This window comes from Rothia nasisuis, from assembly GCF_928381405.1.
Taxonomy (GTDB): Bacteria; Actinomycetota; Actinomycetes; order Actinomycetales; family Micrococcaceae; genus Rothia; species Rothia nasisuis.
Genome location: NZ_CAKMSB010000010.1, coordinates 62,847 through 89,065, shown reverse-complemented (window position 1 = coordinate 89,065; position 26,219 = coordinate 62,847). Strand labels below are relative to the sequence as shown.

General features: G+C 56.6%; 23 protein-coding genes and 1 pseudogene. 16 read left to right on the top strand and 8 right to left on the bottom strand.

From position 1 onward, the window contains the following. Window positions 1-48 precede the first annotated feature (48 nt). Genes L6966_RS09035 through L6966_RS09025 form a run of 3 tightly spaced genes read left to right on the top strand, consistent with a single transcriptional unit; the run spans window position 49 to window position 2,832 of the window. Window positions 49-522: an NUDIX hydrolase gene (locus L6966_RS09035; protein ID WP_237224651.1), complete on the top strand. Its 474-nt coding sequence runs from the start codon at window positions 49-51 to the stop codon at window positions 520-522. Next, complete coding sequence (locus L6966_RS09030) at window positions 522-1,604, top strand: glycine betaine ABC transporter substrate-binding protein (protein ID WP_083090684.1); 1,083 nt, start codon at window positions 522-524, stop codon at window positions 1,602-1,604. Before L6966_RS09035 ends, L6966_RS09030 begins: the two co-directional genes overlap by 1 nt. Window positions 1,605-1,614: 10 nt before the next feature. Then, the gene (locus L6966_RS09025; RefSeq protein ID WP_237224650.1) at window positions 1,615-2,832 is read left to right on the top strand and encodes a pyridoxal phosphate-dependent aminotransferase; all 1,218 of its coding nucleotides are present in this window, start codon (window positions 1,615-1,617) and stop codon (window positions 2,830-2,832) included. Here the strand turns inward: L6966_RS09025 and L6966_RS09020 are convergent. Then, on the bottom strand, window positions 2,829-3,074 hold the full coding sequence (locus L6966_RS09020) for an exodeoxyribonuclease VII small subunit (RefSeq protein ID WP_083090682.1): 246 nt from the start codon (window positions 3,072-3,074) through the stop codon (window positions 2,829-2,831). The two genes, L6966_RS09025 and L6966_RS09020, sit on opposite strands and share 4 nt — an antisense overlap. A 25-nt stretch (window positions 3,075-3,099) precedes the next feature. Then, window positions 3,100-4,431 carry an exodeoxyribonuclease VII large subunit gene (gene xseA / locus L6966_RS09015; protein WP_083090681.1) on the bottom strand — a complete coding sequence of 444 codons (1,332 nt, stop codon included), beginning with the start codon at window positions 4,429-4,431 and terminating at the stop codon, window positions 3,100-3,102. Window positions 4,432-4,525: 94 nt separating this feature from the next. On the opposite strand from xseA, the gene L6966_RS09010 reads away from it, so the two are divergent. Then, window positions 4,526-5,689 (top strand): hypothetical protein, encoded by a 1,164-nt coding sequence (locus tag L6966_RS09010; protein WP_083090680.1) that lies wholly within the window; start codon window positions 4,526-4,528, stop codon window positions 5,687-5,689. Between the two features lie 20 nt (window positions 5,690-5,709). Next, window positions 5,710-6,798 (top strand): 4-hydroxy-3-methylbut-2-enyl diphosphate reductase, encoded by a 1,089-nt coding sequence (locus L6966_RS09005; protein WP_083090679.1) that lies wholly within the window; start codon window positions 5,710-5,712, stop codon window positions 6,796-6,798. A 784-nt stretch (window positions 6,799-7,582) separates the two neighbouring features. Here the strand turns inward: L6966_RS09005 and L6966_RS09000 are convergent. Further along, window positions 7,583-8,779, bottom strand: coding sequence for a DNA recombination protein RmuC (locus tag L6966_RS09000; RefSeq protein ID WP_237224648.1), 1,197 nt, complete (start codon window positions 8,777-8,779; stop codon window positions 7,583-7,585). A 43-nt stretch (window positions 8,780-8,822) separates the two neighbouring features. Here L6966_RS09000 and L6966_RS08995 point away from each other — a divergent pair, with 43 nt between their 5' ends. Continuing rightward, window positions 8,823-9,146, top strand: a complete 324-nt coding sequence (locus L6966_RS08995; RefSeq protein ID WP_237224647.1) for a DMT family transporter — start codon at window positions 8,823-8,825, stop codon at window positions 9,144-9,146. Window positions 9,147-9,238: 92 nt separating this feature from the next. On the opposite strand, the gene L6966_RS08990 is transcribed toward L6966_RS08995, so the two are convergent. The 5 genes from L6966_RS08990 to L6966_RS08970 form a co-directional block, all read right to left on the bottom strand. Beyond that, complete coding sequence (locus L6966_RS08990) at window positions 9,239-10,297, bottom strand: GNAT family N-acetyltransferase (RefSeq protein WP_237224646.1); 1,059 nt, start codon at window positions 10,295-10,297, stop codon at window positions 9,239-9,241. A gap of 69 nt (window positions 10,298-10,366) precedes the next feature. After that, entirely contained in the window at window positions 10,367-10,978 is a 612-nt protein-coding gene (locus L6966_RS08985) for a response regulator transcription factor (RefSeq protein ID WP_083090675.1), read from the bottom strand. Further along, window positions 10,975-12,078 (bottom strand): sensor histidine kinase, encoded by a 1,104-nt coding sequence (locus L6966_RS08980; RefSeq protein ID WP_237233258.1) that lies wholly within the window; start codon window positions 12,076-12,078, stop codon window positions 10,975-10,977. Before L6966_RS08980 ends, L6966_RS08985 begins: the two co-directional genes overlap by 4 nt. Window positions 12,079-12,107: 29 nt before the next feature. After that, on the bottom strand, window positions 12,108-12,872 hold the full coding sequence (locus L6966_RS08975) for an ABC transporter permease (RefSeq protein WP_237224644.1): 765 nt from the start codon (window positions 12,870-12,872) through the stop codon (window positions 12,108-12,110). Between the two features lie 46 nt (window positions 12,873-12,918). Then, window positions 12,919-13,824 (bottom strand): ABC transporter ATP-binding protein, encoded by a 906-nt coding sequence (locus L6966_RS08970; protein WP_237224643.1) that lies wholly within the window; start codon window positions 13,822-13,824, stop codon window positions 12,919-12,921. A gap of 189 nt (window positions 13,825-14,013) precedes the next feature. Between L6966_RS08970 and L6966_RS08965 the strand changes: the two genes are divergently transcribed. The 10 genes and pseudogenes from L6966_RS08965 to L6966_RS08925 all read left to right on the top strand — a co-directional run bounded on the left by L6966_RS08965 (window position 14,014) and on the right by L6966_RS08925 (window position 26,164). Beyond that, window positions 14,014-17,247 carry a DEAD/DEAH box helicase gene (locus tag L6966_RS08965; RefSeq protein ID WP_143539034.1) on the top strand — a complete coding sequence of 1,078 codons (3,234 nt, stop codon included), beginning with the start codon at window positions 14,014-14,016 and terminating at the stop codon, window positions 17,245-17,247. Window positions 17,248-17,334: 87 nt separating this feature from the next. Next, complete coding sequence (gene ychF, locus L6966_RS08960; RefSeq protein ID WP_083090670.1) at window positions 17,335-18,420, top strand: redox-regulated ATPase YchF; 1,086 nt, start codon at window positions 17,335-17,337, stop codon at window positions 18,418-18,420. An 879-nt stretch (window positions 18,421-19,299) separates the two neighbouring features. After that, on the top strand, window positions 19,300-20,784 hold the full coding sequence (locus L6966_RS08955; RefSeq protein WP_237224642.1) for an ApeA N-terminal domain 1-containing protein: 1,485 nt from the start codon (window positions 19,300-19,302) through the stop codon (window positions 20,782-20,784). After that, on the top strand, window positions 20,777-21,193 hold the full coding sequence (locus L6966_RS08950; RefSeq protein WP_237224641.1) for a hypothetical protein: 417 nt from the start codon (window positions 20,777-20,779) through the stop codon (window positions 21,191-21,193). The genes L6966_RS08955 and L6966_RS08950 overlap by 8 nt, the downstream gene beginning before the upstream one ends. A 30-nt stretch (window positions 21,194-21,223) precedes the next feature. Then, window positions 21,224-21,352, top strand: a complete 129-nt coding sequence (locus L6966_RS12105) for a hypothetical protein (protein WP_272878612.1) — start codon at window positions 21,224-21,226, stop codon at window positions 21,350-21,352. Between the two features lie 191 nt (window positions 21,353-21,543). Continuing rightward, window positions 21,544-21,690 (top strand): annotated as a pseudogene (locus tag L6966_RS08945) (type II toxin-antitoxin system RelE/ParE family toxin); the annotation flags it as partial. 45 nt (window positions 21,691-21,735) lie between these two features. Continuing rightward, window positions 21,736-22,041, top strand: a complete 306-nt coding sequence (locus tag L6966_RS08940) for a helix-turn-helix domain-containing protein (protein ID WP_083090699.1) — start codon at window positions 21,736-21,738, stop codon at window positions 22,039-22,041. Between the two features lie 413 nt (window positions 22,042-22,454). Continuing rightward, complete coding sequence (locus L6966_RS08935; protein WP_083090669.1) at window positions 22,455-24,020, top strand: hypothetical protein; 1,566 nt, start codon at window positions 22,455-22,457, stop codon at window positions 24,018-24,020. A 153-nt stretch (window positions 24,021-24,173) separates the two neighbouring features. Then, on the top strand, window positions 24,174-24,563 hold the full coding sequence (locus tag L6966_RS08930) for a YtxH domain-containing protein (protein ID WP_237224640.1): 390 nt from the start codon (window positions 24,174-24,176) through the stop codon (window positions 24,561-24,563). A 224-nt stretch (window positions 24,564-24,787) separates the two neighbouring features. Next, complete coding sequence (locus L6966_RS08925) at window positions 24,788-26,164, top strand: MFS transporter (protein WP_237224639.1); 1,377 nt, start codon at window positions 24,788-24,790, stop codon at window positions 26,162-26,164. Window positions 26,165-26,219 lie beyond the last annotated feature (55 nt).

The window sequence follows — 26,219 nt, the reverse complement described above, 5'->3', positions numbered from 1 at the left end:
CCGAAAAAGACTAGACTGGTGTGTGTTCCCATCGAAAGGACTGTGCCTGTGCCTCTGTCTATGGATACCCGCCCAGCTGCCTACGCACTGATCGTGCAGGAGGGTAGGATTCTGCTGTCACGGTGGGTACCGCACCTACCGGAGCTTCAGCCGGGGTGGACGCTGCCTGGCGGCGGTATGGACCCGGGGGAGCAACCGGGGCAGACCGCGGTGCGGGAAGTGTTTGAGGAGACCGGCTACACTGTAGAACTTGATGCCCTGCTCGGTGTACACGCTGGCTATTTTGAGCCGGAGCCGGGCAAAGACCGTCCTTTTTGCGCCCTGCGCACCATCTACACCGCGCATGTGACGGGCGGAGAGCTCACCTATGAGGTGGGCGGGAGCACAGACAGGGCAGAGTGGATTCCGCTCACTGAGCTAGATTCGCATTTTTATTATTCTCTGGTTGATGAGGCTGCGCGCATGGTGGGGTATCAGGACGCCGCCGCCTGGGCGCGTGTGGCCCGTGAGAGGAGTGCCTGATGCGCCGCACACCGTGGGCAGCCTGTGCCCTGATTGTTACTTTGACTGTGGGTGGTTGCTCTTCTACCGCGCCGCAGTCAGGTAGTACCGCCACCCCTGATGCCTCCATCGGTACCCTCCGCATCGGTACCGGGCTGACCCCCGAGACCCGTCATGCGGCCTATATCTATGAGGCCGCCCTCGAAGGGGCGGGCTACAGCGTTGATGTGGTTGAAACCGACCCTAATCGCCCCAGCTACTTTGAGTCTATGGGGATTGACCCCACCAGCACAGCCCCGCCTGAGGCAACCGGTACGGCACCGGCGTCCGACCTGGTGCACATCACCCCCGATCTTTCGGGTGACCTGCTACTGTACCTGACCGATAACGGAAAGCTGAGCCCCACCATCATTGAGGGCCGCCGTGAGGCTGCCGCAGCTAGCGCCACATCAACGGTGACATCGGATACCACCACCAACCCCCTGCCCAGCCCCAGCGCCACCGGTCTGAACGTTCGCGGTCTCTCTAGCAATGACATCGTCAGCTACGTGGACCGGGCCCTCCCCGGCACCGTTGAACTGCTCAACCCATCAAGTGCCACCGACCGCTACGGGTATGTCATTACACAGGCAACAGCTGCCTCCCACCAACTCACAACCATGAGTGATTTGGGTTCTGTCTGCGGTGAGCTAGGCCTGGTTGCCCCGGCCAACTACGATACGAACCTGAGTGGGGCGTCCTCGCTCAGTGACCACTATGGGTGTACCCCGGGTGCCGTCCGAACGGTGGAGGGCCGCGACGAGCAGACGGAGCAACTGATTACCGGCCAAACAGAGCTGGCCTACATGTACTCGGCCTCGGCCCAAATCAGCGCCAACAACCTCCTGCTCCTTGACGACCCTGAAGGCACCCAGCTGGCTCAGAATATTGTGCCTGTCACCCGAGCAGGGGAGCTACCGCAACAGGTCAAAGACATTATCAACGATGTCTCTGCCGACCTTGACACAGACTCCCTGGTGCGCCTCAACACCCTCACCAGCGGCGATAACCCCGTCTCAGAAACCGATGCCGCCTATTTCTGGTTGACCACCATGAGGGGGTAATCTGAGTCTCATGGCATTCAAGCAATCAAAAAAACTTCAAAACGTTCTCTATGACATCCGCGGGCCGGTTCTTGAAGAAGCCCAGCGCTTGGAGGCACGCGGCCACCGTATTCTCAAGCTGAATATTGGCAACCCTGCCCCCTTTGGTTTTGAAGCGCCTGAAACCATCATGATGGATATCATCGAACACCTGCCCTATACGCAGGGTTACTCTGATTCGCGGGGGCTCTATTCTGCCCGTACAGCCATTGTGCAGTACTACCAGAACGAGGGCATCATGAACATCACCACAGATGATGTTTACTTGGGCAACGGTGTATCTGAGTTGATTCCCATGACCCTACAGGCCCTGCTTGATAACGGTGACGAGATTCTGATACCCACCCCCGACTACCCCCTGTGGACGGCTTCAACCCAGCTGGCAGGCGGCAGGCCGGTGCACTACCTCTGCAAGGAGGAGGACGGCTGGCTACCTGACATCGAAGACATCAAGGCCAAAATCACCCCCAACACTCGAGGTATTGTGGTCATCAACCCCAATAACCCGACCGGCGCTGTCTACCCATCGCAGGTGTTGCAGCAGATTGTTGACGTGGCGCGTGACCACGAACTGATTATTTTTGCTGACGAAATTTATGAGAAGATTCTCTATGACGGTGCGCAGATGACCCACGTGGCCTCACTGGCCGAGGACGACGTGCTGACCCTGACCTTCTCGGGCCTCTCCAAGGCCTACCGGGTTTGCGGCTACCGGGCTGGCTGGGTCGCCATCTCAGGGCCTAAGCTGGCGGCAGCCCCTTTCATTGAGGGTATTAACCTGCTGGCTAACATGCGCCTGTGCTCCAATGTGCCTGCCCAGCATGCTATCCAAACTGCCCTGGGCGGCTACCAGTCCATCAACGACCTGATTCTGCCCGGTGGCCGTCTCAAGGAGCAGCGTGACCTTTCCTATAAGCTGCTGAACCAGATGGACGGGGTGAGCGCGCAACAGGCTGAGGGTGCCCTCTACCTCTTCCCCAAGATTGACGTTGATAAGTTCAACATCACCAGTGACGAGCAGTTTATGCTTGATCTGTTACGGGAGCAGAAGATTCTGCTCAGCCACGGCACGGCCTTCAACTGGTCAGAGCCCGACCACTTCCGACTGGTATTTCTGCCCGATACCCGCACCCTGGGCGATGCCCTTGAACGTCTGGGCAACTTCTTGGCAGATTACAAGCAGAACTAGGCGCTTTGCCCCTGGGCTGTGCGGGCGGCATCCAGCTTAGCGGCGGCACCGTCAAGCCAGGCCTCACAGCGCGTGGCCAGCGCCTCGCCACGCTCCCAGAGGGCGATGGATTCTTCTAGGGTACTGGCACCGGACTCCATGCGGGCCACCACCTGCAGTAGTTCTTCACGGGCCTGCTCATAGGTCAGCTGGTCCACGGGGGTTGCGTTGAGTTCAGCGGTGAATTCGATGTTATCGCTCATGGGTTTCTCCGTAGTCTATGTGAATCTAAAATGAGTGGTTCTCTGTATGGACGGCAGTGACGTTCGCGTCAACGGCACCGCGGGCTGCCCGTACCGTGATGCTACTACCTTCGGTGAGTTCTGTGGCATCGCGGACGAGGGCGCCGTCACCCGTCTGCATCACGGCGTAGCCACGCTCCAGGGTCTGCTGGGGCGAAAGAGCGGTGACGCGGGCGCGGAGTTGCCCGATTATATCGCGGTCCCGGTTCACCCGGTGTGAAGTTGCGCTGAGTGCGCGCGCCCTCAGCCGATCAAGGTCTTCTGCCTTGGCAAGGAGGGTAGAACCGGGGTTCGCTAAAACCGGGCGGGATCGCACCTGCTCCAGGCCGTACCGTTCGCGCGATACAAAGTTCTCTAGGGCCCGTACCAGCTGGTAGCGCGAGGAGGAGAAGAGTTCTCGTTCCTCACGGACGTCCGGGACGATGCGCTTACCCGCATCGGTGGGGGTTGATGCCCGCACGTCCGCGGCATGGTCTATGAGTGGCGAGTCAGCTTCATGGCCGATCGCCGACACCACCGGGGTCTGGGCGGCAGCGACGGCCCGCACCATGGCCTCTTCAGAGAAGGCCAGAAGATCTTCAAAAGAGCCGCCGCCGCGGGCAATCACGATGACGTCGATGCCGTCACGGGCATCAAGTTCCGCCAGGGCGGCGGTTACCTGGGCTACCGCGTTGACCCCCTGCACTGCTACCTCGCGCACCTCAAAATCAACGGCTGGCCAGCGCAGGGAGGCATTACGTATCACGTCTTTCATGGCATCGGAATCACGGCCGGTGATGAGGCCAACACGGCGGGGAAGCAGGGGCAGGGGCTTCTTGCGGTCGGCTTCAAAGAGCCCTTCGTGCTGCAGCGTGGCTCGAAGCTGTTCAATGAGTTCTAGCATGGAGCCCACGCCCACCGGCTTGATGTTAGACCCCTGCATAGACAGACGGCCGGTCTTGACCCAGAAATCGGGTTTGAGCTGTAGGACCACGCGCGAGCCCCGCTCCAACTGCCCCTGCACCTTGGCTAGTTCTGAACCCCACACCGTCACCGAGACTGAGACCTCTTGTTCTATATCACGTAGGGTTACGTACGAAACCCGGCCCCGGTGGTTGAGCTCAATAATCTGGCCCTCTACCCAGGTCGGCACGCAACGGGCAATGTATTCGTGCATTTTATTCGACAGAACGTGCAGGGGCCAGGGGTTATCAATCGTGGTTTGACCAGCCCTTGGCGCCAGCTGACGAGGATGCTGGCTCTGCTCCTGCTGGGCCTGGGACTCCTGTAGCTGGATCAGGCTCGGCTGCCCTTGCTCTGGATTACCAAAAGTGTTCATACACCACTTCTACCACCGGTGACTGACATTTTAAGAATCTAGACCGGGCTTCACCTAGATAAAACCCGGTAAATCCCGCTACCATAACAGAACTATGGGCACTCGTAATACCACTGAAGACTACGGCGACGGCAACTGGACTAACCCCCGGGTGCAGGCTGAGAACCAAAGCTACCTGGCCAGCCAGCGTCAGCCGGTTTATGCTCAACCGGGGTACGACCAGGGGCCGCCTGCTCCGCACCCGGCCCCCTACCGGTATACCGACCCCTACCAGCCAACCCCAGCACAGGTGGCACCGGCATCCGCCTGGTCACCCCGTCGTAAACCTGCTTTCTCACTCGCCCGCCGTTTCGCTGGCGTCCTGCTGGCACTGCTCACACTGGCAACGGGCTTGACCGGGGCTACCGCCTACTGGGCACAAACAACCCTGGTAGACACCCAAAACTTCACTGCGATGACCGAACCGATAGCCTACGATCAGGACTTCCAGTCCAGCCTAGCCACCGCCGTCACTGACGACATCATGGCCTCGCCCACCATCACCACCTACCTGGGTGACGGCAACTCAACCGCCTGGTACGGCGGAGTGCAAAACTGGCTCTATGACCAAACCCGCGGGGTGGTAGATACGGCCACCCAGTCCCTGGTGACCTCCGAAGCCTACCCCGACCTTTGGGCGCAGGTCATTGCAGATACTCACGCCTACAATTTTTCGGGTGAGGCCCGCCCAGCTATCCTCGATTTTTCCGCCATCTACGACTCGGCGGGGAGCTCGGTCACTGATGCCACGGGGCTCGGAATTGACACTGGCACCCTACCCGGTCGCACAGTGACCCTCGACACCGGTCAAAATATCTGGCCGATTAATTCCGCTATTAACTCCTTTATCGCCCTGGCGAATCTCTGGCAGCCCCTGCTGTTTGTTGCCGCGCTCGCCGCGCTGGTCGGCTTTGTGCTCTGGCCCCGTAACCGTTTCGCCTACCTGGCGGTTATCGGTTTTGTTGGGGCTGGTCTTCTCTGGCTTGCCGGGATTATGGGAGGAGGGGCCTCACTCACTGCCGGGCTTCAGCTGCCTACCAGCAACACGGCGGTGGTCTTTGTGCAGAAACTCTCTGAGGCCATTACCGCTTCCTTCGCTACCTACCACAATGATGTAGCCCTCAAGGTTCTCATTGCCGCAGCTGTGCTGACCCTGCTCGCTATTCTCTCAGCGATACTGAGGCTGACTGCGAGAGCCACCACTGCACGCACCCGCTAGAACCACGTACCATAGAGACTATGTCGACTGCTGAAAAGACCATTGAACTTGGCCTACCTGCCGTGCCGCGTGTGCGCCGCTCTCGTGAAGATATTGAAGCCCTTGCCCCTACCGGTGCCAAGAAGGTGCTACTGGCGGCCCCGCGTGGCTACTGCGCGGGTGTTGACCGCGCCGTCATTGCTGTAGAGAAAGCCTTGGAACACTACGGTGCCCCTGTCTATGTGCGTAAGCAGATTGTGCATAATCGTCACGTGGTTGAGACCCTTGAGGCTCAGGGCGCGATTTTTGTGGACGAGGTGGAGGAGGTCCCTGAGGGGTCCATTACCGTGTTCTCGGCTCACGGTGTGTCACCTGCTGTTGTGGCTTCTGCGGAAGAACGGCAGCTCAACACTATTGATGCGACCTGCCCGCTGGTGTCTAAGGTCCACCGGGAGGCTGTGCGTTTTGCTAAGCAGGACTACGACATTTTGTTGATCGGTCACGATGGCCATGAGGAGGTTGAGGGTACCGCCGGTGAGGCCCCTGACCACATTCAGATTGTGAATTCGCCTGATGAGGTTGACAAGGTTACTGTGCGTGACCCCGAGAAAGTTGTGTGGATTTCACAGACCACCCTGTCGGTTGATGAGACTCTTGAGACGGTGGCTCGTCTGCGTGAGCGCTTCCCGACTTTGCAGGATCCGCCTTCGGATGATATTTGCTACGCTACCTCTAACCGCCAGGGTGCTATTAAGGAGATTGCCCCTCAGGCTGATTTGGTGATTGTGGTGGGCTCAACCAATTCGTCGAACTCGGTGCGCCTGAAGGAGGTTGCCCTGGAGTACGGGGCGAAGCAGGCTTATTTGGTGGATTTTGCCAATGAGGTTGATGAGGCGTGGTTTGAGGGTGTCACTACTGTGGGGTTGACGTCTGGTGCATCGGTGCCTGAGGTGCTGGTGCAGGACGTGTTGCGTTTGCTGGCTGACTATGGCTATGTGGACGTTGAGAAGTTTGAAACAGCTAAGGAAGATATTCTCTTCTCTCTGCCCAAGGAGTTACGTGCGGCTTTGAAGAATGATTCGGGGGAGCCTGCGCCGTTGGGAGGACGAGGAGCGAAACCTAACCGGTAAAATCGCGAAGCGACCGGTTAGGTTGAGCGACGAGTCTGCCGTTAAGAAAAGGCCCCAGTGGGGCCTTTTTAGGCAGGGGGCAGAGGTGGGTAAAATCGCGAAGCGACCGGTTAGGTTGAGCGACGAGTCTGCCGTTAAGAAAAGGCCCCAGTGGGGCCTTTTTAGGCAGGGGCAGAGGTGGGTAAAATCGCGAAGCGACCGGTTAGGTTGAGCGACGAGTCTGCCGTAAGAGAGTAGCTTGAAAACCACGCTGCTGAGTACAAAAGGATTGTTTCAGAGAGTTTGGAATTGCTGTGGAACGAGTACAAAGATGTTGTGTTACCAACTGACGCTGAGGTGCAGATTCTTCAACGGGAGTTCCGAGAGTTGAGGTTTGGACTCAGCCAATATAACAAAGATGTCCAGTACATGCTTATGGCTGAATAGAATTCAAAGAACGGTAGAGGTATACCGGCGTATAGCAGAGAGCGGGGACCAACAGAATGACCGTTAACACGCAAAGTTCTATGGGTTCTAACCCCTATAAGGATCTTTACCATGAATTTGAGGACGTTAGCTCCAGGCTAGACCGCGAAGGTGCAGAAACCCTTCGCCGTTTGAAGCAAACCAATGATTTGCTCACGCAGCAGCTTAGAGAAGCCCGGCAACTTGAGGAATGGAAGCAACTTCCCTGGTATAAGCAGCTTTTCACTCCGGTCCCGAAGCCGGGTCAAACCTCCTAGGTTTTCTTTCCACGGTGCCCTCCTTTCTCGGCGTAGGAGGGCACCGTGTGTTTTTAGGTGCTTCAGTCTGGGCCGTCGAGTGCCCGGTCTTGCGTGAATTCGGGGGCGGTGAGCGGCTTGACGGTTGCATCAAGCGGGGTGGGCGAGAGGGAGTCGGGCGCGGCGCCCTGCCCCGAGAGAGCCGTCATTTTGCGGGCGGTGACGAAGACACGGGTTTCTAGTGACCCCACCAGGGCGTTATAGGAGTCAACGGTTCGCGTTAGTGTGCGCCCCATGCCCGCCAGGTGGTTTCCTGCGGTGCCCAGCCTGTCATAGAGCTGGTTAGCTAGGGTGAAGAGTTCGCGGGCGTTATCGGTCAGGGCATCTTGCCGCCAGGAGAAAGAGACCGCTTTGAGCGCAGCCAGCAGGGAGACCGGCGAGACCAGGGCTACGTTTTTGGCTGAGGCGTAATCCAGCAAGCCGGAGTCGGCGGTCAAAGCCGCTGAAAGAGCCGATTCGGCGGGCACAAAACAGAGTACCAGCTCGGGCGAGGACTCAAAACCCGCCCAGTAGTTCTTGGCAGTCAGGGCATCCACATGGCTACGCAGAGCCCGCGCGTGCTGTGCCAGCAGGCCAGCCTGCTCACCGGCGTCCTCGGTTTCTTGAGCTGCCAGATAGGAGGCCAGTGGCGCCTTGGCATCGCACACAATTGCTTTGCCGCCGGGCAGGTGGACCACCATATCGGGGCGGACGGTGCGGTCGGCCCCGCGGGCATCGGTCGCGGTTGCGGTGGCCTGCTCGGTGAAATCAACGTGCCGGGTCATACCGGCAGCCTCAACCACACGGCGTAGCTGCGCCTCGCCCCAGGTGCCGCGGGCAGAGGATGACCGCAGGGCACCGGCTAGTGCGCCGGTGGCTTCCCGTAGCTGGGCACCGGTACGGTTAGACTCCGCCAAGGCTTCTGCCAGGCCGCCGTACTGCTGGGCACGTTGGGTTTCCATGGTGCGCACGGATTTCTCCATGGTAGCTAGCTGGGTTTTCAGCGGAGCGAGGGCGAGTAGGACGTCGCCGTCCTCCTCAGCGCGCGCGGTCAGCTCTGCGACACGGTCGGTCAGCAGGGTTTCAGCCCGCTGAGCGGCCGCTAAATCGGCGGTGAGCTGGGCGTTCTTTTCCTTGAGAGCGTCGGTGGAGCCAGAACCTGCCCGGCCCCAGAGAAAACCGGCCAGCCCGCCTAGCAGCAGAGCCAGCAGAACAGAAAGAAGAACAGTGGGTGTAGCCATACCTCTACTGTACCGGTGCCGCAACTAGCTTAGACTGGTTGGTATGCCCTACCTATTTCTTGCCCTGGCGATTGCCTCTGAGCTCCTTGCCACCACCTTGCTGAAGTATACCGAGGGGTTCACCAGGCTTTGGTACACGGTGGGTTGTTTGGCCGGGTACGGCTTTGCTTTTTACATGCTGTCTCTAGCGGTGCGTGATATACCGGTGGGGGTGGCTTACGCCCTGTGGGCCGGGCTGGGTACCGCCGCTATTGTTGCCATTGGGGCGCTGTTTCTGGGGGAGCCCCTGACCCTGGTCAAGGTGGTGGGTATTTCCCTGATTGTGGCCGGGGTTCTGGTGCTGAACCTGGGCGGGGCCAGCCACTAGCCTCACCCCAGGCCCTGTAACCCTACCAGGACGCAGGTGGGCGGCCAGATGCGGTATGGCACCTAGCCGCCCCCACTGGCGTCCTGGTTTAACTAGTTCTGGTAGCAGATTTCTTCCCAGACGGGTCGGTAGCCTAGCTCCTCGTTGACCTTGATCATGGCCGGGTTGACGGCCGAGTTCATGGTGATAATTTGCTGAATGTGGGGTGCGCTCACCGGCAGGCGGGTATGGCTCAGAACCTTGAGGGTACGAGAGAGGCCCCGGCCTCGGTGTTCTGGCATGACCACTGTAGATTCCTGCCAGGCTGAGACATTGCCCGGGTGGACGGGGTAGGTGAGGGCTGTCAGGGCTACGACTTTCCCCTGGCTGAGGGCCGCCGCATAGATAATTCCCTCACCGGCCGCGCGGGTTTTAGCTTCTATCTCGCGAAGACGCTCAGGGGTGAAGTCTGCGGCCTCCTGGTAGGCCTCTCCCGTGGGCTCATCTACCTCTAGCTGGTGGTAGGCCGTAGCAGCTGATTCTAGGTATTGTTCGGGAATTTCCTGATCCCAGACCTCAAAGGTGTAGGTGGAGTCGGTCATTTTCTTGTGGTCGGCTGCCTGTACTAGGCTGGCCGGAAGCGGTAGGGGAGCGATCCTCGTGATTGCTGAATTTTTGGGTTCTAGGCCCAGAAGAGCCGCAACCCTGTTGATGGGTAGGGCAGGGGCGTCCTTGCTCTCACCCTGCATAAGATTGCCGTAGTAGGTGATGTGGGTGCGCCCGCTGGGTTCAATCGCTGCTGCCAGGGCGTGGCGGGTGAGCGCTTCTTCAAGACCCCGCCCCTCAGCATCGGGGTGGACGGCGAGCAGGAAGGTCAGGCCGTCCAGGTTCTCCTTGAGGGGGAGAGAAACCAGCACAATACCGAGAATTTGTCCCTGAACTTCGGCAACCCAGCGGTGATTCTCATGGTAGCTAGATGGGGCGAGAATAGCCCGCCGCTCTTCAACCGTTGTGGTTGAGGGAAAACCGTAGAGCTTTTCATGGCAGGCCGAGTCCAGGGTGTTGAGCTGCTCCATGTCAGAATCAGACGTGATATCGATGGGGCGAATGGCGATAGCATCGGGTAAAAACTGCTCGGCTGTCATGCTGACCAGCATAAAGCGATATGACATAAACAACAAGAACTGCTTGAGTGAATCTAGAGAGCAAGTGAATCTAGAGCACAATGAGCCCCTAAGGATTTAGAGCCAGCCGTTTTCTCTTGCCTTGGTTGCAGCATCAAACCGGTTCTGGGCACCCAGCTTAGTCATAGCATTTGAGAGGTGGTTACGCACCGTACCTTGAGCGAGGTGTAGTTTCTGCGCCAAAAACACAATAGAGTCGCCGTGCTGGGCGGCTCTAAGCACCTGGCGCTCGCGGTCAGTCAGCGGTGAGGGCCCAACGCTGAAAGTTTCAGCTGCCAAGGCCGGGTCTACCACTCGTAGTCCCGCGTGGACCTTACGGATGGTTTCAGCCAGCTGGCTGGCCGGGGCGTCCTTAACAATAAAACCGCTGGCACCTGCCTCAAGGGCACGAGAGAGGTAGCCGGGCCTGCCGAAGGTGGTCACCATGAGCACCCGGCAGGGCACCTTGTGTTCACGGAGTTGTTGGGCTGTCTCTAGCCCGCTCAGCCCGGGCATTTCAATGTCGAGCAGGACGACGTCTGGGGCAGTCTTCTGGGCTAGGGCGAGTACCTGGTCCCCGCGCCCGCAGGAGCCGACCACTTCAAGATCAGGTTGCAGGGTGAGCAGGGTGCCGAGGGCCTCCCTCATCAACTGCTGGTCATCTGCTATAAGAAGTTTAATGGGGTTCATGGCTGGTGGTTTGCTGTGGTGGGGCTGAAATCCATCATACTGACGAGAACCCGGGTGCGGCCGTCGGTCGTAATCCTGAGGGTCCCTCCGGCTTCTTCTACTCTTTGGGCTAGGCCGGTGAGCCCATTGCCCGCTTGAATCTGGGTATGGGGGCCGTTATCACTAATCTCAATATGTTTGGGGGATAGGCTTACCCAGCAGTCGCTGGCGTTTGAGTGACGTACCACGTTGGTGATTGCCTCGCGCAACACCCAGCTGAAAAGGGTCTCGTTGGTTCCCACAGTTTGAGCGATTTTTGCGGTGGGCAGATGGGCCTTAACCTGTGCTGTTTCTAGGGCGCGACGGGCCGCTTCGAGTTCTCCGGCTAGGCTGGGGGATTTGATGCGAGTTACGGCTGCCCGGGCCTCAGCCAAGGCTGTACTTGATAGCTGGGCAACCTGGTGCATCTCATGGTGGGCTCGCTCTGGCTGAGTCTGTGCCAGAGCTACGGCCAGTTCGGCCTTGATTTTGATAATAGTCAGTGAATGGCCCAATATATCGTGGACATCGCGAGCTATGTCTTCTGACAGCTTGGCATGTAGCAACTCCTGTCTGTGAGCAGACCGCTTCTCGCTTTGTGCCACTAAGTAAGCCATCATCAGTACAAAACCTGATCCTAACAGGGTCCCTAGTACTCCTGCAGAATAGGTGTGTGGGAACCACAGAAAAATGCAGAAAGCTGAGATAAAAGCAATCAGGGCACCAACCGGTAGCCCAACTCGAGGGGGCATCTGAAAAGCCCAGACCGCCACCAGGTAGCTAGACACATATAGCAACCAGGGGCCGAACAAGAAGGTGAGCCCAAGGGCCGGAAGAAGGAGAAGAAGAGTCCAGCCCAGCGTCCGTAGGAGCTGATTCGTTGCTGGGAGTAGCGAGTTAGCCCCGTAGGAGAGCAGATAGATGAAGCAGAAAAGCAGGATGAGGCTGGCCCCCAGCAGCTTGAGGACGGGGGAATAGGTGGGGTTAGTGAGCACCCGTGACAGCGGGTAGGCAAGAAAGACAAGCCAGATTCCTGCAAAGCCTACCGAAATCCAGTCAAAATCTTTTAGTCGCTGTTTCATACTTTCCGTTTCCATAGGGGGAACGCAGGCTAACGGGCCTGCGCCCGGTTGCGTAGTACCCAGCTACCCACACCAAAGAGTATGCCCCAGGCTAGCACGTTCAGCAGGGCATAGCTCAGCGGTTCGGTGACGAACCAGTTTGTGGAATCGATAGTGATGATGTCTCCACCGGTGAAGGCGTAGCGTGATAGCCCGGTGACCCCGTACATGGGGCTGAACCGGGCGGCGGGCATGAGGTCGGCAGGCAGCGGGCTGAAGGTGGTACCGAAGAAGGACATAAAAACCACCAGGCCACTGGCAACAGACACCGCTCTGGCGTTTTTAAAGAGGCGGGCTATAAGTACACTGTAGGAGACAAAAATAGAAGCAGCAGCAACGGTGACAAGGGCACAGACCAGCTGCTGCTGCCAGGGGATTTCTGCTCCGGTTAGCCGACCGGTGACGTTGACGCAAAGAACGGGCAAGCCGGTGGTAACGAAGGCGTTGGCGACTCTGCTGGTGAGTAGCTGTTCCCGGCTCAGAGGGGTGAGAGCCAGCTGCCTGCCCCAACCTGACTGAATCTCAATCACAGCGTTGCCTGCTGAGGAGATGGCGCCCTGCACCGCCCCGTAGACAGCCATGCCCAGCATGACGTATGCAGCGGCGTTTCCATCCCTCAACGGTAAATCACCGTAGTCCTGAATCGCCCCAAAGAGCAGGTAGAAGCCAACGGGCATGATGATGAGGTAGAAGAAGGATGAGGCGTTCACAAGTGACTGTTTGAGGTCGTACCCTATGAAGGTGAGAGTTGCCATTGGTCTGTATCTTTCTGTGCAGTCTGGTAGGGCTAAAGGTTGGTGGCTAGGTCCGAGCCAGCTGGGCAAAAGCGGTGTCAAGACTGGGCCGGGTAACGGTCAGCTCAGCTAGCTCGTAGCGGGGTAGAACGAAGCCCAGGAACTCTTCAACAGCAACACAGCTGAGGGTGATAGCCCCCCGATTTTCAGTGAGGTTTGAGAGGCCCCACGCTCTTGTTTGCTGTTCGGTGAGGGTGAGCTGCTGACTCGCGTCCTTGAGGGTAAAGCTGACGGTGCGCGCACCTGAGGTCGCCCTGATGTCTTCGGTTAAGCCGTCTGCGATAAGACGCCCGTGAGCCATCATGACGATTCGCTGGGCAAAATTTTGTGCCTCTTCTAGGTAGTGGGTGGCGAAGATAATGGTCTTACCCTGGTGCGCCAGGGCCTGCATCGAGGCCCAGAAAGCTCGGCGGGCGTTGGAGTCCATGCCTGTGGTTGGTTCATCCAAGATGAGGACGCTAGGGTCCCCAAGCAGGGCAAGGGCAAATTTGACTTTTTGTTGCTGCCCGCCCGAGCATGTGCCGATTTTACGGCGGGCTATATCTTCTATACCTGCTGCTCGCAGGGCTTCGGTGACGCTGGGTGTCTGCCGGTAGGTGGCTGCGACCATGGCTACCTGGTCGTGTACCGTGAGATCTTTGAGCAGGCCCCCGGTCTGCAACACCGCGTTGACCTGGGAGCTACGCACCGCCTGGGCGGGGCTTGTGCCCATGAGCTTGACCGAGCCCGAGGTGGGGGAGGAGAGACCCAGAACCATATCAATAAGGGTGGTTTTCCCGGCCCCGTTTTCACCCAACAGGGCCACGATTTCACCGGTTTCTATGGTGAGGCTAAGATCGCGCACGGCCTTAACGGTGCCGCTACGCGTGGTAAAAGTTTTGTTGAGCTTGCTCAGGTGTACCGCTGTGTTCATACATCTAGCTTCCCCACTATTCCCCCAGAAGTGGCAGGCCAAATGTCACGGTCAGGCTCTGACATTCGTCACGGCGGTGAGAAGAAGCCAGCACATTTTTCTGCACTTTTTGCCCTTAAAAGCTCTATTACCTGCATAAACTCTGTGTACCCTGAGGGTATCTGTTAAGAAAAATCTAAGGTGAACACCATGCGCTCAAAGGCTGCCTTCCAACAGAATATCTTGAGGTACTGGCGGATTCTTGAACTTTTTGAACCCCAAAAAATTCCACAGATCTCCTCATCACCGCGGGAGCACGTGCGGATTGAAGACGTCACTGGGCAACACCTGCTCCCCTGGGTGAACCCTGCCCCGGTGCCGCAGAACCCGTACAAGCCCTGGGAAGTCTATGAGTGGGCCTACTACGTCTATGTGGGTATCTTTCCGCAGAGTCTTATTTTTGATGAGCTGAGTCAGGGGCTTGACGAAGAAGAGAAAGAGGAGAGACGCCCCAGCCCCCAGGACGAGACCGCTATAGCAACTCTGCAGGTTGACCACAGGGGCCGTCTGGTTCTGGGGAGTATCCAACTTACCACGGCCCTGTGGGCCCTCTACCGCCAGAAGCTACTCACCACGGACCATCACCTATCTATTTCAGAAACCAACAAGATACTTAATGACTACGTTCTGAAGAAAGAGGCTCAGAGAGTCCGTAATTTTAAAGGGTTGACCCGGGCTGATGAAGAAATGACGGATAAGGATCTTCTGGAGGAACAGCTTCCTCTTGACCGTGGGTTCCTCAAGGAACTGCACGAACTCTGCCTTCGGGCTCAACGCTCTCCCAAAGCGATTGGTGGAAAGATTAGTGATACCGCTGAGCAGGTCTTGAACAGGCAGAACTTTCGATACAAAAGAACCCGCATCAGGGTTGACCCGGGTGCACCCGCCGTCGAGGACGACAGCGACCACCTACTGGGTAGCTTCCACCTCGATGAATTGGACGCCGCAATCATTGATGCTGGCTCTGGTTCTTTGAGCCTGCCTCTAGACCGATACCTATCAGATGACTCACAGGTTGCCTCGATAAAACGCCAGGACGTGCGGCGTGACCCCAGCATTCTTGAGGACGGGGTGAGGCCAAGCAAGATGGCCCGTGGGCGGTGGCCGTCCCCGCCCTCCCATCACCTAGCTAGAAGCCAGCAGTTTACCGTGAACAGGGTCGCCCAATCGTCTGAGCCGGGGAACCTCTTAGGGGTGAACGGCCCACCAGGAACGGGTAAGACGACTTTGCTCCGAGACGTTTACGCTGATGCAATGGTTGAGCGCGCCAGCCGCCTCGCCCGACTAAAAAGGCCGGAAGAAGGGTTTAGGGGTTTTCAGCGCGTTGCCCTCAAGAGTGGTGAGTACCAGCTGGCCCTTTTAGCCCCTGAGCTGCGTGGCTTTGAAATGGTGGTGGTGAGCGCAAACAACACCGCTGTAGAGAATATCTCACTGGAACTGCCAAGTGCTGGGGCGATTGACTCTGAATTTGATCAGCCGCAATTCTTTGCTGAGCAGGCTTCCAAAGTGCTCACGGATTCCCGTTCTGCGACGGGGGCGTGGGGCATGGTCGCAGCTCGCTTGGGTAATCGAGCAAATTGTAGAAAATTCACTGGCAACTATTGGTACTCAGCCAAGCCAGAGGGCACACAAACCATGCAGGATGTGTTAAATAATCCTAATATTACAAGGACGTGGGCCCAAGCCGTCACAGCTTTTCACCATAAAAATGAAACCGTGAAGAGACTTATCAGCGCCGCGCATAAGGCCGAGCAACGGTATAAAAATTTATCGGAATTAGGCCAGCAGCTAGAAAATATCACAGCTGATCTTGAAAGAACTCAAACCAGATATGAATCCTACCTTCCCCAGGAAAAGCGGCTGGGCGAGCAGATACTTGAGATTGAGAAACAGAAAAAAGAAATTGAATCCCGGTTAAATTTTTACCAGCAGGCTAAGCCCGGCTTTTGGGCGAACCTGTTTAGTTTTGGATCAGCTTATAAGGAATGGTTTGCCGGTTATAAGGAGCTACAAGATGAAATAGTGAGCATTGACGCTGTTTTTACCGAGGCAGCTCAGTCTCTTGCCCAGCTTCAAGATCAGAAGGTGAGCGCTCGGGCAGACCTTGAGCAGCTGAAACAGTCTCTGGCTGTGCGGAGCCGGGAGCTTCAAGAACTAGCGCAGAGTGTTGAAGCTGACCGTCAGCATTACGGAGCGGCGCACCCTGATAGCTCGGACTCTGGGGAGGTCAACCCGCCCTGGCTCACCAACGAGCTAGACCGTGCACGAAGTGAGCTTTTTCTAGAAGCCATGAACCTTCACCGTGATTTTATTCTGCACAACAGCGGAAAGTTTAGGTTTCTTTTGAGTCTTGCCTGCCAACTTATGGTTGGCATAGAAATAAAGAAAGACCACATTCCAGATATTTGGGCTGCCTTCTTTATGGCGGTTCCGCTTGTCTCTTCGACCTTTGCCTCTGTATCAAAACTATTTACAGGCATGGGCAGAGGTAGCATCGGCTGGGTCATTGTTGATGAGGCCGGGCAGGCCAAACCGCAACAGGCGGTAGGTGCCCTGCAACTTGCTCAGAATGCTCTGGTGGTGGGTGACCCGCTACAGCTTCGCCCCGTTGTGACCCTCCCTGAGTCAGTGAGCCGACGATTCGCCCGAGACATGGGAATCAGCAGTGACTGGACGGCCCCCCAGGCATCCGTTCAGTCACTGACCGACAGGGTGTCGGCTTACGGCACTATGCTCGGTCACTATGAGGAGGCCAGATGGGTGAGCTCACCGCTGCGGGCACACCGCAGGTGTGATGACCCCATGTTTTCTATCTCAAACACAATCGCCTATGACGGGGCCATGATTCACTGCGTGTCTAGGGCTGAGGACTCAAGGTTTCTCAAGGATTCAGTGCTTGAGCCCAATGGCCCTGAACTCAACCAAAACCTTATATCTCAGTGGATTCACTGCCAGGCTTCTGACGATACCCAGAAGGTTCAAGCTGGTGAGATAGAGCAACTTAAGCTCTTGCTTGCCAAACTCAATGCGGCGGGTGTGCCCGATAGCGAGATTATGGTTATTTCTCCCTATAGAAAGGTAGCCGCTCATCTGACCAAGATGGGTAAAGACAGAAAGAGGGGGCTGCGTGCGGGGACAATCCACATCACCCAGGGCAAGGAGGCTACGGCTGTGATTCTTGTGCTGGGAACGGGTAAGAAGAGTGCCCGGTCTCGGGAATGGGCGGCCCAGAGCCCGCATCTGCTGAATGTGGCGGTGAGCCGGGCTAAGCGCCGTCTGTATGTTATTGGGGATCACGATAGCTGGTCTGGCCTTCCATACTTCTCTGATCTCAGCCTGATGCTCTCGATTCACCGCCGGCAGGTTCTCTCAGAGAGCCAGTGAGTAGTTTCTTACCGGTGGTACCCAGAAGAAGCCGGTCATGTGGCGTCTTACCCCGTGTGTCTTGACCGTGCAGGGTAGAATGGGCCCGTGGCTTTAACTATTGGAATTGTGGGTCTGCCCAACGTTGGCAAGTCGACCCTTTTTAACGCACTGACTAAAAACAACATCCTGGCAGCGAACTATCCGTTCGCTACAATTGAGCCGAATGTGGGTGTGGTGAACCTGCCCGATGAGCGGCTGAACCGCTTGGCTGAGATTTTCAACTCTGAGCGGATCCTGCCCGCGACTGTCTCTTTTGTGGACATCGCCGGTATTGTTCGCGGTGCCTCTGAGGGGGAGGGCTTGGGTAACCAGTTTTTGGCCAACATCCGTGAGGCCCACGCTATCGCTCAGGTTGTGCGCGCTTTTGACGACCCTGATGTGATTCACGTGGACGGCAAGGTTGACCCGGCTTCTGATATGGAAACTATCAACACCGAGCTGGTGCTGGCAGACTTGCAGACCCTGGAAAACGCGATCCCCCGCCTGGAGAAGGCCGTCAAAATCAAGAAGGGTGACCCCGCCCAGCTTGAGGAATACAAGAAGGCTCAGGTGGTACTGGAGCAGGGCGATACTCTGATTTCTAAGGTTGACGAGGCAAAAATTGAGATGGCTCAGCTTAAGGAGCTGAACCTGCTGACCGCTAAGCCTTTTATCTACGTCTTTAACGCGGACGAGGGTGTGCTGGCTTCTGAAGAGAAGCAGCAGGCTCTGCGCGACCTAGTGGCTCCCGCTGAGGCTGTATTCCTGGACGCCAAGCTTGAGGCTGACATGGTGGAGCTTTCTGAGGAGGAGGCCCGTGAGATGCTGGAGATGAGCGGGCAGGACGAATCCGGTCTGGACAAGCTGGCCCGCGTGGGCTTCTCCACCCTGGGCTTGCAGACCTACCTGACCGCTGGCCCCAAGGAGTCCCGCGCCTGGACCATCACTAAGGGCGATACTGCACCCCAGGCTGCTGGTGTTATCCACACCGACTTTGAGCGCGGCTTTATTAAGGCTGAGGTTGTTTCCTTTGACGACCTGGACGACGCCGGTTCTATGGCTGAGGCCAAGGCCAAGGGCAAGGTGCGCATCGAAGGTAAGGACTACGTCATGGCCGACGGCGACGTGGTGGAGTTCCGCTTCAACGTCTAGGAGGAAGAAGTGATCTGCCCGAACAAGGCTTGCAGGTCGACAGTCCCGCCAAACGCACGGTTCTGCCACGAGTGTGGGACACGACTGGGCGACGACAGCAATAACGGAGCCAAGCAGAGAATCGACACAGGTGGCGGTGCTATCTCTGGTAGCGTGTATCAGGCTGGAGGCGACATTCACCTAGGGGGGAAGCCTCCGGAACCTGGCGCCACATATGAGGCCAAATGGTCCTGGCGAAGTCCTCTCACGCTTGCTGTCCTCACCTGGATTAGCGTAATCTTTGGTCTTCTTAGCCTGGGCTCGGCCTACAAGGTCGTCGAATCTTTAGTCAGCGCGATTCTCGGCGCGGATAGTACAGGAAACCTCAAGCCTATCCAACCAGTCTGGACTTTTATCCTCATGGGTCTCATCTTCGTCTTCGCCCTGGCCATGTTTCTCCGCCGTGTGGCAAAGAACGAGACGCTGCACTTCCCAACTTTGTCTTGGCTCCCCGCACTTACCGGCTGGGGTGGGAGAATTGGATTCGCGCGCCTGCAAGGAACGTGTCCAATCGATGGTGGTCGACTGCTATTCTATGACAAACCTGTTGATTGGGTGGTGGATTTGGACAAGGGGAAGCGCAAAGTGACACAGCGACAGATGGCTGCGGAATGTGTCAAGAACGATGAGCACTGGTGGCCTGTGGATAAGACTGACGGAGAGGGCTGAGGGGTGGCGACAATCGATTCTTGCATGCACTTAGCTTCACCGAGCCCCGCGTTCGTGAGCAAATCCGCAATCCGCAGATCGCTAAGGTCATATATGAGTCGGAGGTAGGCAGTGCCTGTGATCTGCTCCATCAGCCCCTGCTTTTGCTCGTGCATCACCTAGGAGATTAACATGTCTCGTGAACTGCTAAACCTCGATGAGGATGGCGAGTGGGCCGGAGAGTGGTGGCTTCCGGACGAGCCCGACTACAAGGTGCCGGGCATCCTTAGATACACCAGCGCGGACGGACTGAAACTTACCTTAATTGGTCTGTTCGAGGACTGTATCAGCACACAAATCTCTCCTGGTGTGGAGGCGATTCACGAAGAGTTCCGAACATGGGAAGTAATCCACGGCGCTGCCGAGCAACGAGAGATTACTCTCTTCGGCTGTATCCCGAATTATTCCAAACGTACGTACGGTGCACGCGTCCAAACTCCCGACAAGCAGACTATTACGTCTAGCACTGCCCTCATCGGAGCGCATATCAGTAGCAAGGATGAGGCAGTGTTCTCCGCAGTGGAGGTCTCAGTGGAAAACCTCGGGGTCTGGGGAGCATCCTCTGTCATCGATTTCAAGGGTGCTCCCGGAGGCCGATTGAATGGTAGTAGCACTATCTCCGTAAAGCCAGTAGAGGCTCAATCGGTCAAGGTTGATGAATCAGAGTTCATTCTTGCGCACCATCACACATTGCCGTTCTTCGATCAGCGTCGAGGCAGGATTACAGGTCGTGTGCGTGACACGACGTTTATCCGAGTTGTGCCCGAGGCATCGTTCTCGTGGAGCGAGGCGATAGATTCCGCTCGGCTTGTTCAGGACTTGATTGCGTTAGCTACACATCGTGCTGCGGGAGTAATCTGGCTGCGACTGCGATTGGTGGAAAGCGACGCGGAAGCAGGTGCAACTACTCTGCAAGACGCCCGCAATATTGAGGCAATTTACTCTCCTCCGATAGTGGGAAATCGCGATGCGAAGGCCATCGAACCGCACCGTGTGTTCTTTACATGCAAGACGCTTCCATTCGAAGAGATTATCCCACGCTGGTGCGAGGTGCACGAGCGGCTACAACCGGCGCTGAACATGATTCTTGGGCTCCGCTATGGACCCGCTCGGTATATCGAGAACAACCTGCTGACAGCGGTTGGGGCGGCTGAGGTGCTCCATCGCGGTCTTGACATAGACGAGCCGCCGATGCCGCGTGAAAAGTTCAAGCAGATACGTGAAGCGATTCGGGCGCACGTGCCCGAGGAGCACCGCGAGCGCATTATGGGCTCCCTACGTAATGACCCTACTTTGCGTGAACGGTTATGTGCCCTTGCGGCTCGGCCAGACTCTGAAGCGATGTCCATGCTTCTTCCAGACGTTGATCGCTGGGCGCAACAGACGACGCGAGCACGCAACTACCTTGCCCACGAGGGGCGAACCTCGAAACACTCCTTCGAGGAGCTCATTGCCATCGTCGATGTAACCACAGCAGTGGTGATATTGAATCTGTTGCACGAGGTCGGCCTATCTGCTGAGCAGCAGCGAAAAATCCTGATTGAGCACCCGCAGCTACGTGCAACGGTGCGACGGGCGAAGAAGTATCTATCGGTCTCGGAAGGTTCTCATGACTAACTGGATGGCGGTAATCCCAATCCTGTCTGCGCTCGTTGGTGCGATTGTGGGTGGGGTCGTTGTGCACTTGTTCACGGCGCGGAGAGGGCTGCACAAAGCTAGACGAGACCAAAGAGTTGAGTTTCTAATTCTGGCCTACCGCAGGCTGACCGACGCTTCTAACCGGGAAATTTTGTCTGATGATCAGTGCAAGGGCCTGGAGACTGCCTTATCAGATATCGTTCTCCTGGGCGAACGTGCGGAGGTCGGTGTAGTACAGCAGTTCATGCAGCAGATGGCCAATAAACAGGAAAGTGAAAGTGCCGATTTAGAGCCGCTTCTTGATGCACTCCGAAATAGCTTTCGAGCCGAACTCAGGCTCAGCGCCACACCTATGCCGCGTCCCTACAGTCTCCGTATGGTTCCTTAGGCCGTTCCTTGTAAATTCTAAAGTTATTTCATGTGGAGCATCGACGTTGAATTGATTGAGCACTGGGTCTCAGAACTAGATTATGATTCGCGTGCCCAGCTTTTTGCTGCTTTAGAGCTGTTACAGCAGCATGGCCCTCGTTTGACGGACCGCTGGTAGATACAGAGGCTTATTCAAAAGTAATCAGGCGACCCAGGCTCGCAGCGAAGCTGCTGGCTCGGCGGCTGGCGTGAATCGCCTCGTGAGCGAAGCGAACCAGGCGAGAGGGTTGGCAGCGAGCGCGAGCCTGGGAGCTGTAATGAAGGCACTTTTGAATAAACCTCACAGTGTCAGACTCTAAACATCGCAATATGAAGGAGCTTCGCCCTGGCTCCACCGGTCGTTCTGAAATAAGAGTTCTGTTCGCTTTCGATATCGAGCGGAAAGCCATCATGCTACTTGCAGGAGACAAAGCGGGTAGCTGGCGGCGACGGTACAAGCAGAATATTCCTAAAGCTGATCGACTGTTTGATAGACACCAAGACAGATTGAGGGGAAATGAAATGGCACTTAGCTTTGAAGAACTAGTCGCTAAATACCCGGTAGACCGAGTATCTGTAGATGCTCATAAGCGACGCATGGTTGCGGAGACTCGTTCTTACCGTTTACGGGAACTGCGTATTCAGGCGGGATACACCCAGGCTGAACTGGCCCGACAGATCGGTGTAGGCCAACGACAGGTCTCTAAGATTGAAGCCGGCGATATCGAAAACACTAAAGTCAGCACCATTAGAAGTTATCTTGAGGCAATCGGCGGAAGTCTTGCGCTTGAATATGTCTCGGGCGACCACCGTGTTCAGGTCGCCTAGCTTGCTGAGAGGCTTGGAAGCTTATTCATAAGGTCTCTTTCTCGAGGCACCCACAGCTCGTGTTCGATGAAGCCTAGCGGCTTTTTGTTACGAGCTGGGGCGTTGAGCCATGCCGGGCGGGAAGGTTACTTACGTTTCTAGTTTGGCCTGTTTTGGCTGTTTAGTGTGCGCTCTTAAAAGGTAACGGGGTGGTTTCGCCGTAATGCCAGTCCTGGGAATTTGTTAGACCCTCTGCAGGCGTATGACTCCAGGCTGTTTCTATCTGTCGTCTGTAGACTCACAAAAATTACAAGGTGTAGATTGAGTGGGCAACCCTCGAAAAATCTCTCATTAACAAATTACCCGTGAGTAACTTCTGTTATATGATTGACTAGAAAAGCCGCGATATAACTTACATTCAAGGAAGAAGTGTTATGTCTGAAGAAAGAAACAATCAAGAGCAGAACCCGCAAGCCGCAGCTGAAATTGCCCTTATTGAGCTACGCCCTGGTGTTGCTGCCCTTTACTCAAAAGAGCCAGTAGCTGGGCTGGAAACCATGTCATTCGACCTGCTGAACAAAGAGACAAGTAGCCGCCTTGCCGATGGTCTATCAATGGTGCTTAACACCGGTAGCATGGGTAGCCAACTCGTCCAGACCGGAGCTATCTTGCAGGGGCTGGTACAGCTAACACCCAAGACCCTACATGACCTGCAGACCATGACCCCCATGACAAATGGCTTGGTCAACCTCGGTTCCCTCATGAAGGGGAATAGTATCGGCGCTTCCCTGCAGTGGAACTATCTTTCGCCAGAAAAGTACGCCTTTCTCAGCGGACCAGGCCTGTTGCCCACCCTCGCTCTAGCAGGCGTTGCCTATCAGATTGCAACCATTAACCGCAAGCTCGATAAAAATTTAGAGCTAACCAGACAAGCTATTAACGAAGCTCGTCAGGCTACCCAAGAGGATCGGTGGGCGACGCTCATCTCCTTGGATAAAGTGGTTTCGAAGGCCCTTGACGAAGCTCGGGCAATTGGTCAGGTCACAGGGCATATCTTCGAGCCTATTCAAGGAAAGGAAGCTGAAATTATTAGGAGCCGTGAGCTCTTTACGAACAATGTGCAAAAGCACGTCTCTGCGCTAGAAACAAACATAAAAGAACAACAAACCTACATTAAAGATCATGAGCAGAGCATCCTCAACGATGCCAACGGACTTCTGCTGGCTGAGTGGACGAGGCACCGCTGGAACGTGCTACGGTCAGCCCATATCAGCCTGGACGAGAGCGCAACTGACCTGTTAGAAACCGTTCTAGCTACCACCGAAAGTGAGTACAAGGAATCGCGTACAAAGCTTGAGAACCTCTTGAGCATACTTGTTCGGCAGCTAAACCTCATGAAAGCACTCACTCCCGAGGGAGGGCTGGCCCGCCTTCCTCTTGGTAAGGGGCGGCGTAACCTGAATTCTGCTGACAGGGCAGCAGCATTGGCACAATCTGTCTCTGCACTTGCCGGAAAGGCTTACTGTGAACCCGCTCAACCTGCGCCTAGCTTCACCGTGTTCAATCAGGATGTTGAAGAATCTCTTTACTGTATTCTACGGTGGGCTTTGCCTTCGGACGCTCAGCTCCTGGCTTTCGCTGATGTCAATGAGGGGTTCACCAACTCATATCTGGGTATTACCGAGACAGACTTCTTTATCGTTAGTTATGGGGACCTACGAAAGAAAGGGCTGATTGGAGAGCTTCACCCTCTGGTAGATATTCGTTATGTTCGTTTGGACGAACGCAATTCTCACGATCCACAGTTGCATATCATTACAAAAGATCAAAACTTCCAGCTTGATTTCGATCGATGGATTAATTCCGAAGAGAACATGGCTCATGCTCGCAGACTGGCAGATATCTTGGCGACTGCGATGAACCTTCCCTCAGAGGAGAAAAGAAGCGACCCCATATTTGAGATAGCAGCCCGGAAACAACTGTCGCTTGAAAGTAATTAGGGGGTAACTTACGTTTGGGAATGCACCTACCTCTTGATGTGCGAGCGGTAGGTGTAGCGTCTCAAAGCTGGGGTACGGTGTGTCGTCTACCTCCCATAAGTATGCTTTTGGCACAATAGTGAATCACAAGCCCCCTGATGAAAGAAGGTTACTATGAAAGCACGTCTAGCGTTCGTTGCTGGCGCGAGCATCGGCTACGTTCTCGGAGCCCGCGCAGGCCGCGGCCAGTACGAAAAAATTAAAACCCAGGCCACCAACCTGTGGCACGATCCCAAGGTGCAGAACGGCATCAAAACTGCCGAAGAAACCATCAAGGAACAGGCCCCCGTTGTCGCCGAGAAAGCCAAAGAAGCCGCTACCGCCGGTGCCGAAAAAGCCAAGGAAAAGGTAGAAGAAGCCAAGGAGGCTCGCGCCGAGGCCAGGGCCGAGAAGCAGGCAGAAAAAGCTGATCGAGAAGCTCAGAAACTAGTCGACGAGGCCCCCGCAGACGTAGTTTCAGACCCCGCTACCGACCCCCAGAACGAGGGCCCGACCAGCAGCTAGCTGGCCGCTACCCCTCCTCACAGAACCTCCCGGCCCGCACCGTAGGTGCCGGGAGATTCTGTTATACACTGACACAAGACCCGGGGCCGCCCGCTATATTCAGCTTCATCAATCTCAAGCACCGCGTAGAATGAGCGCAAGGGAGAGCCTGCCGCACACGGACGAAGCCTCGTAAAACTCCCCGCAGGGTACATAAGAAGAAAGAGAAAGTAGGCGCACCCACTGTGAAATGGTTGGTTTGGGCAGTTGCGGTTACAGCCTACGTCTTCTCGATTATCAACCGCAGCTCCTTCTCAGCCCTTGGAGCCACCGCTCAAACCCACTTTGGGGTTGAGGCAACGGTTATCTCACTCTTCATCATGGTGCAACTGGTTGTCTACGCGGGGTGTCAGATCCCGGTAGGAGCTCTACTGGACCGCAGGGGAGCGCCCCTGGTCATCTCAACCGGTTTAGCCCTGATGACGGCAGGCCAGCTGCTACTCAGCGGCAGCCACGTAGTTTCGTCAGCAATCGTCGCTCGCGTGCTCGTGGGCGCTGGCGATGCCTGTATCTTTGTGAGCCTTATTCGTCTCATTTCTGACTGGTTCACCCCCAAGCAGATACCGGTAGTCAACCAGATCAGCGCTAACCTGGGGCAGCTGGGGCAGCTCATTGCGGTGACCCCGTTAGTTCTGCTGGTAGGTATGTTGGGCTGGCAGCGAGGCTTTCTCACGCTGGCGGGTATTGGCCTGGTGCTCGCCCTGCTGGCAGTCCTCACCCTCCGGCAACGACCCGGCACAAGGACGCTGGCGCAGGGCATCACCGGCAGGCACAAGCAGAGCGGGGGAGCGGCGTCCTCACCACAGGCTACCTCTACGGAGGCCCGCACCAACCACCCCTACCCGGTCACAGATTCCCTGCCTATCCTTCCGCACCCTACCCCCTCCCAGCCCGGCAAAGATAGCCGACCAGGCCTGGTGGCAGCCATCAAACAGGTGCTGGCCTACCCCGGTGTGCGGCTGGCCTTCTGGGTTCACTACGCGACAGCGTCCATGATTTTCTCCATCATGCTGCTGTGGGGTATGCCCTTTTTAACCGGTGGTCTGGGCTACTCCACAGCGCAAGCCTCGGGGGTGCTGAGCACGGTGGTCGCAGCAATTGTGGTAGCAGGGTTCTTCACCGGCTCCCTGCTGGCCCGCTTCGCCACCTACCGGGTGCACATTGCGGCTGGATCGGCCCTACTGAACCTTGTGCTCTGGTCAACAATTTTCTTGTGGCCCGGTATCGCCCCGCCACCCCTGGTCTATGCGGCAGCTGTGACCTTAGGGGTCAACGGGCCTATCTCCATGGCCGCCTTTGAGGTAGTGAGAGCGCATGCCCAGCCTCACCAGCGCGGCCTGGCTACGGGCGTAGCCAACATGGGTGGCTTTGTGGGTGCCCTCGTCACGGTGCTACTCATCGGCCTGGTTCTTGATCGGCTGGGCGCGGGCACCCCGGAGACGTACACGCTCGACGCCTTTCGGTGGGCCATGGCCAGCCACATACCGGTCATCCTGGTAGGCCTCATCATGATTGCCTACCTCTACCCCCGGGCGAAACGAGACCTGCTTTCACGCTCCTAGCCTCCCTCCAGGTTGATGAGTGGGAAAGCCGCACGCGACCCAGGTATGAGCCTCC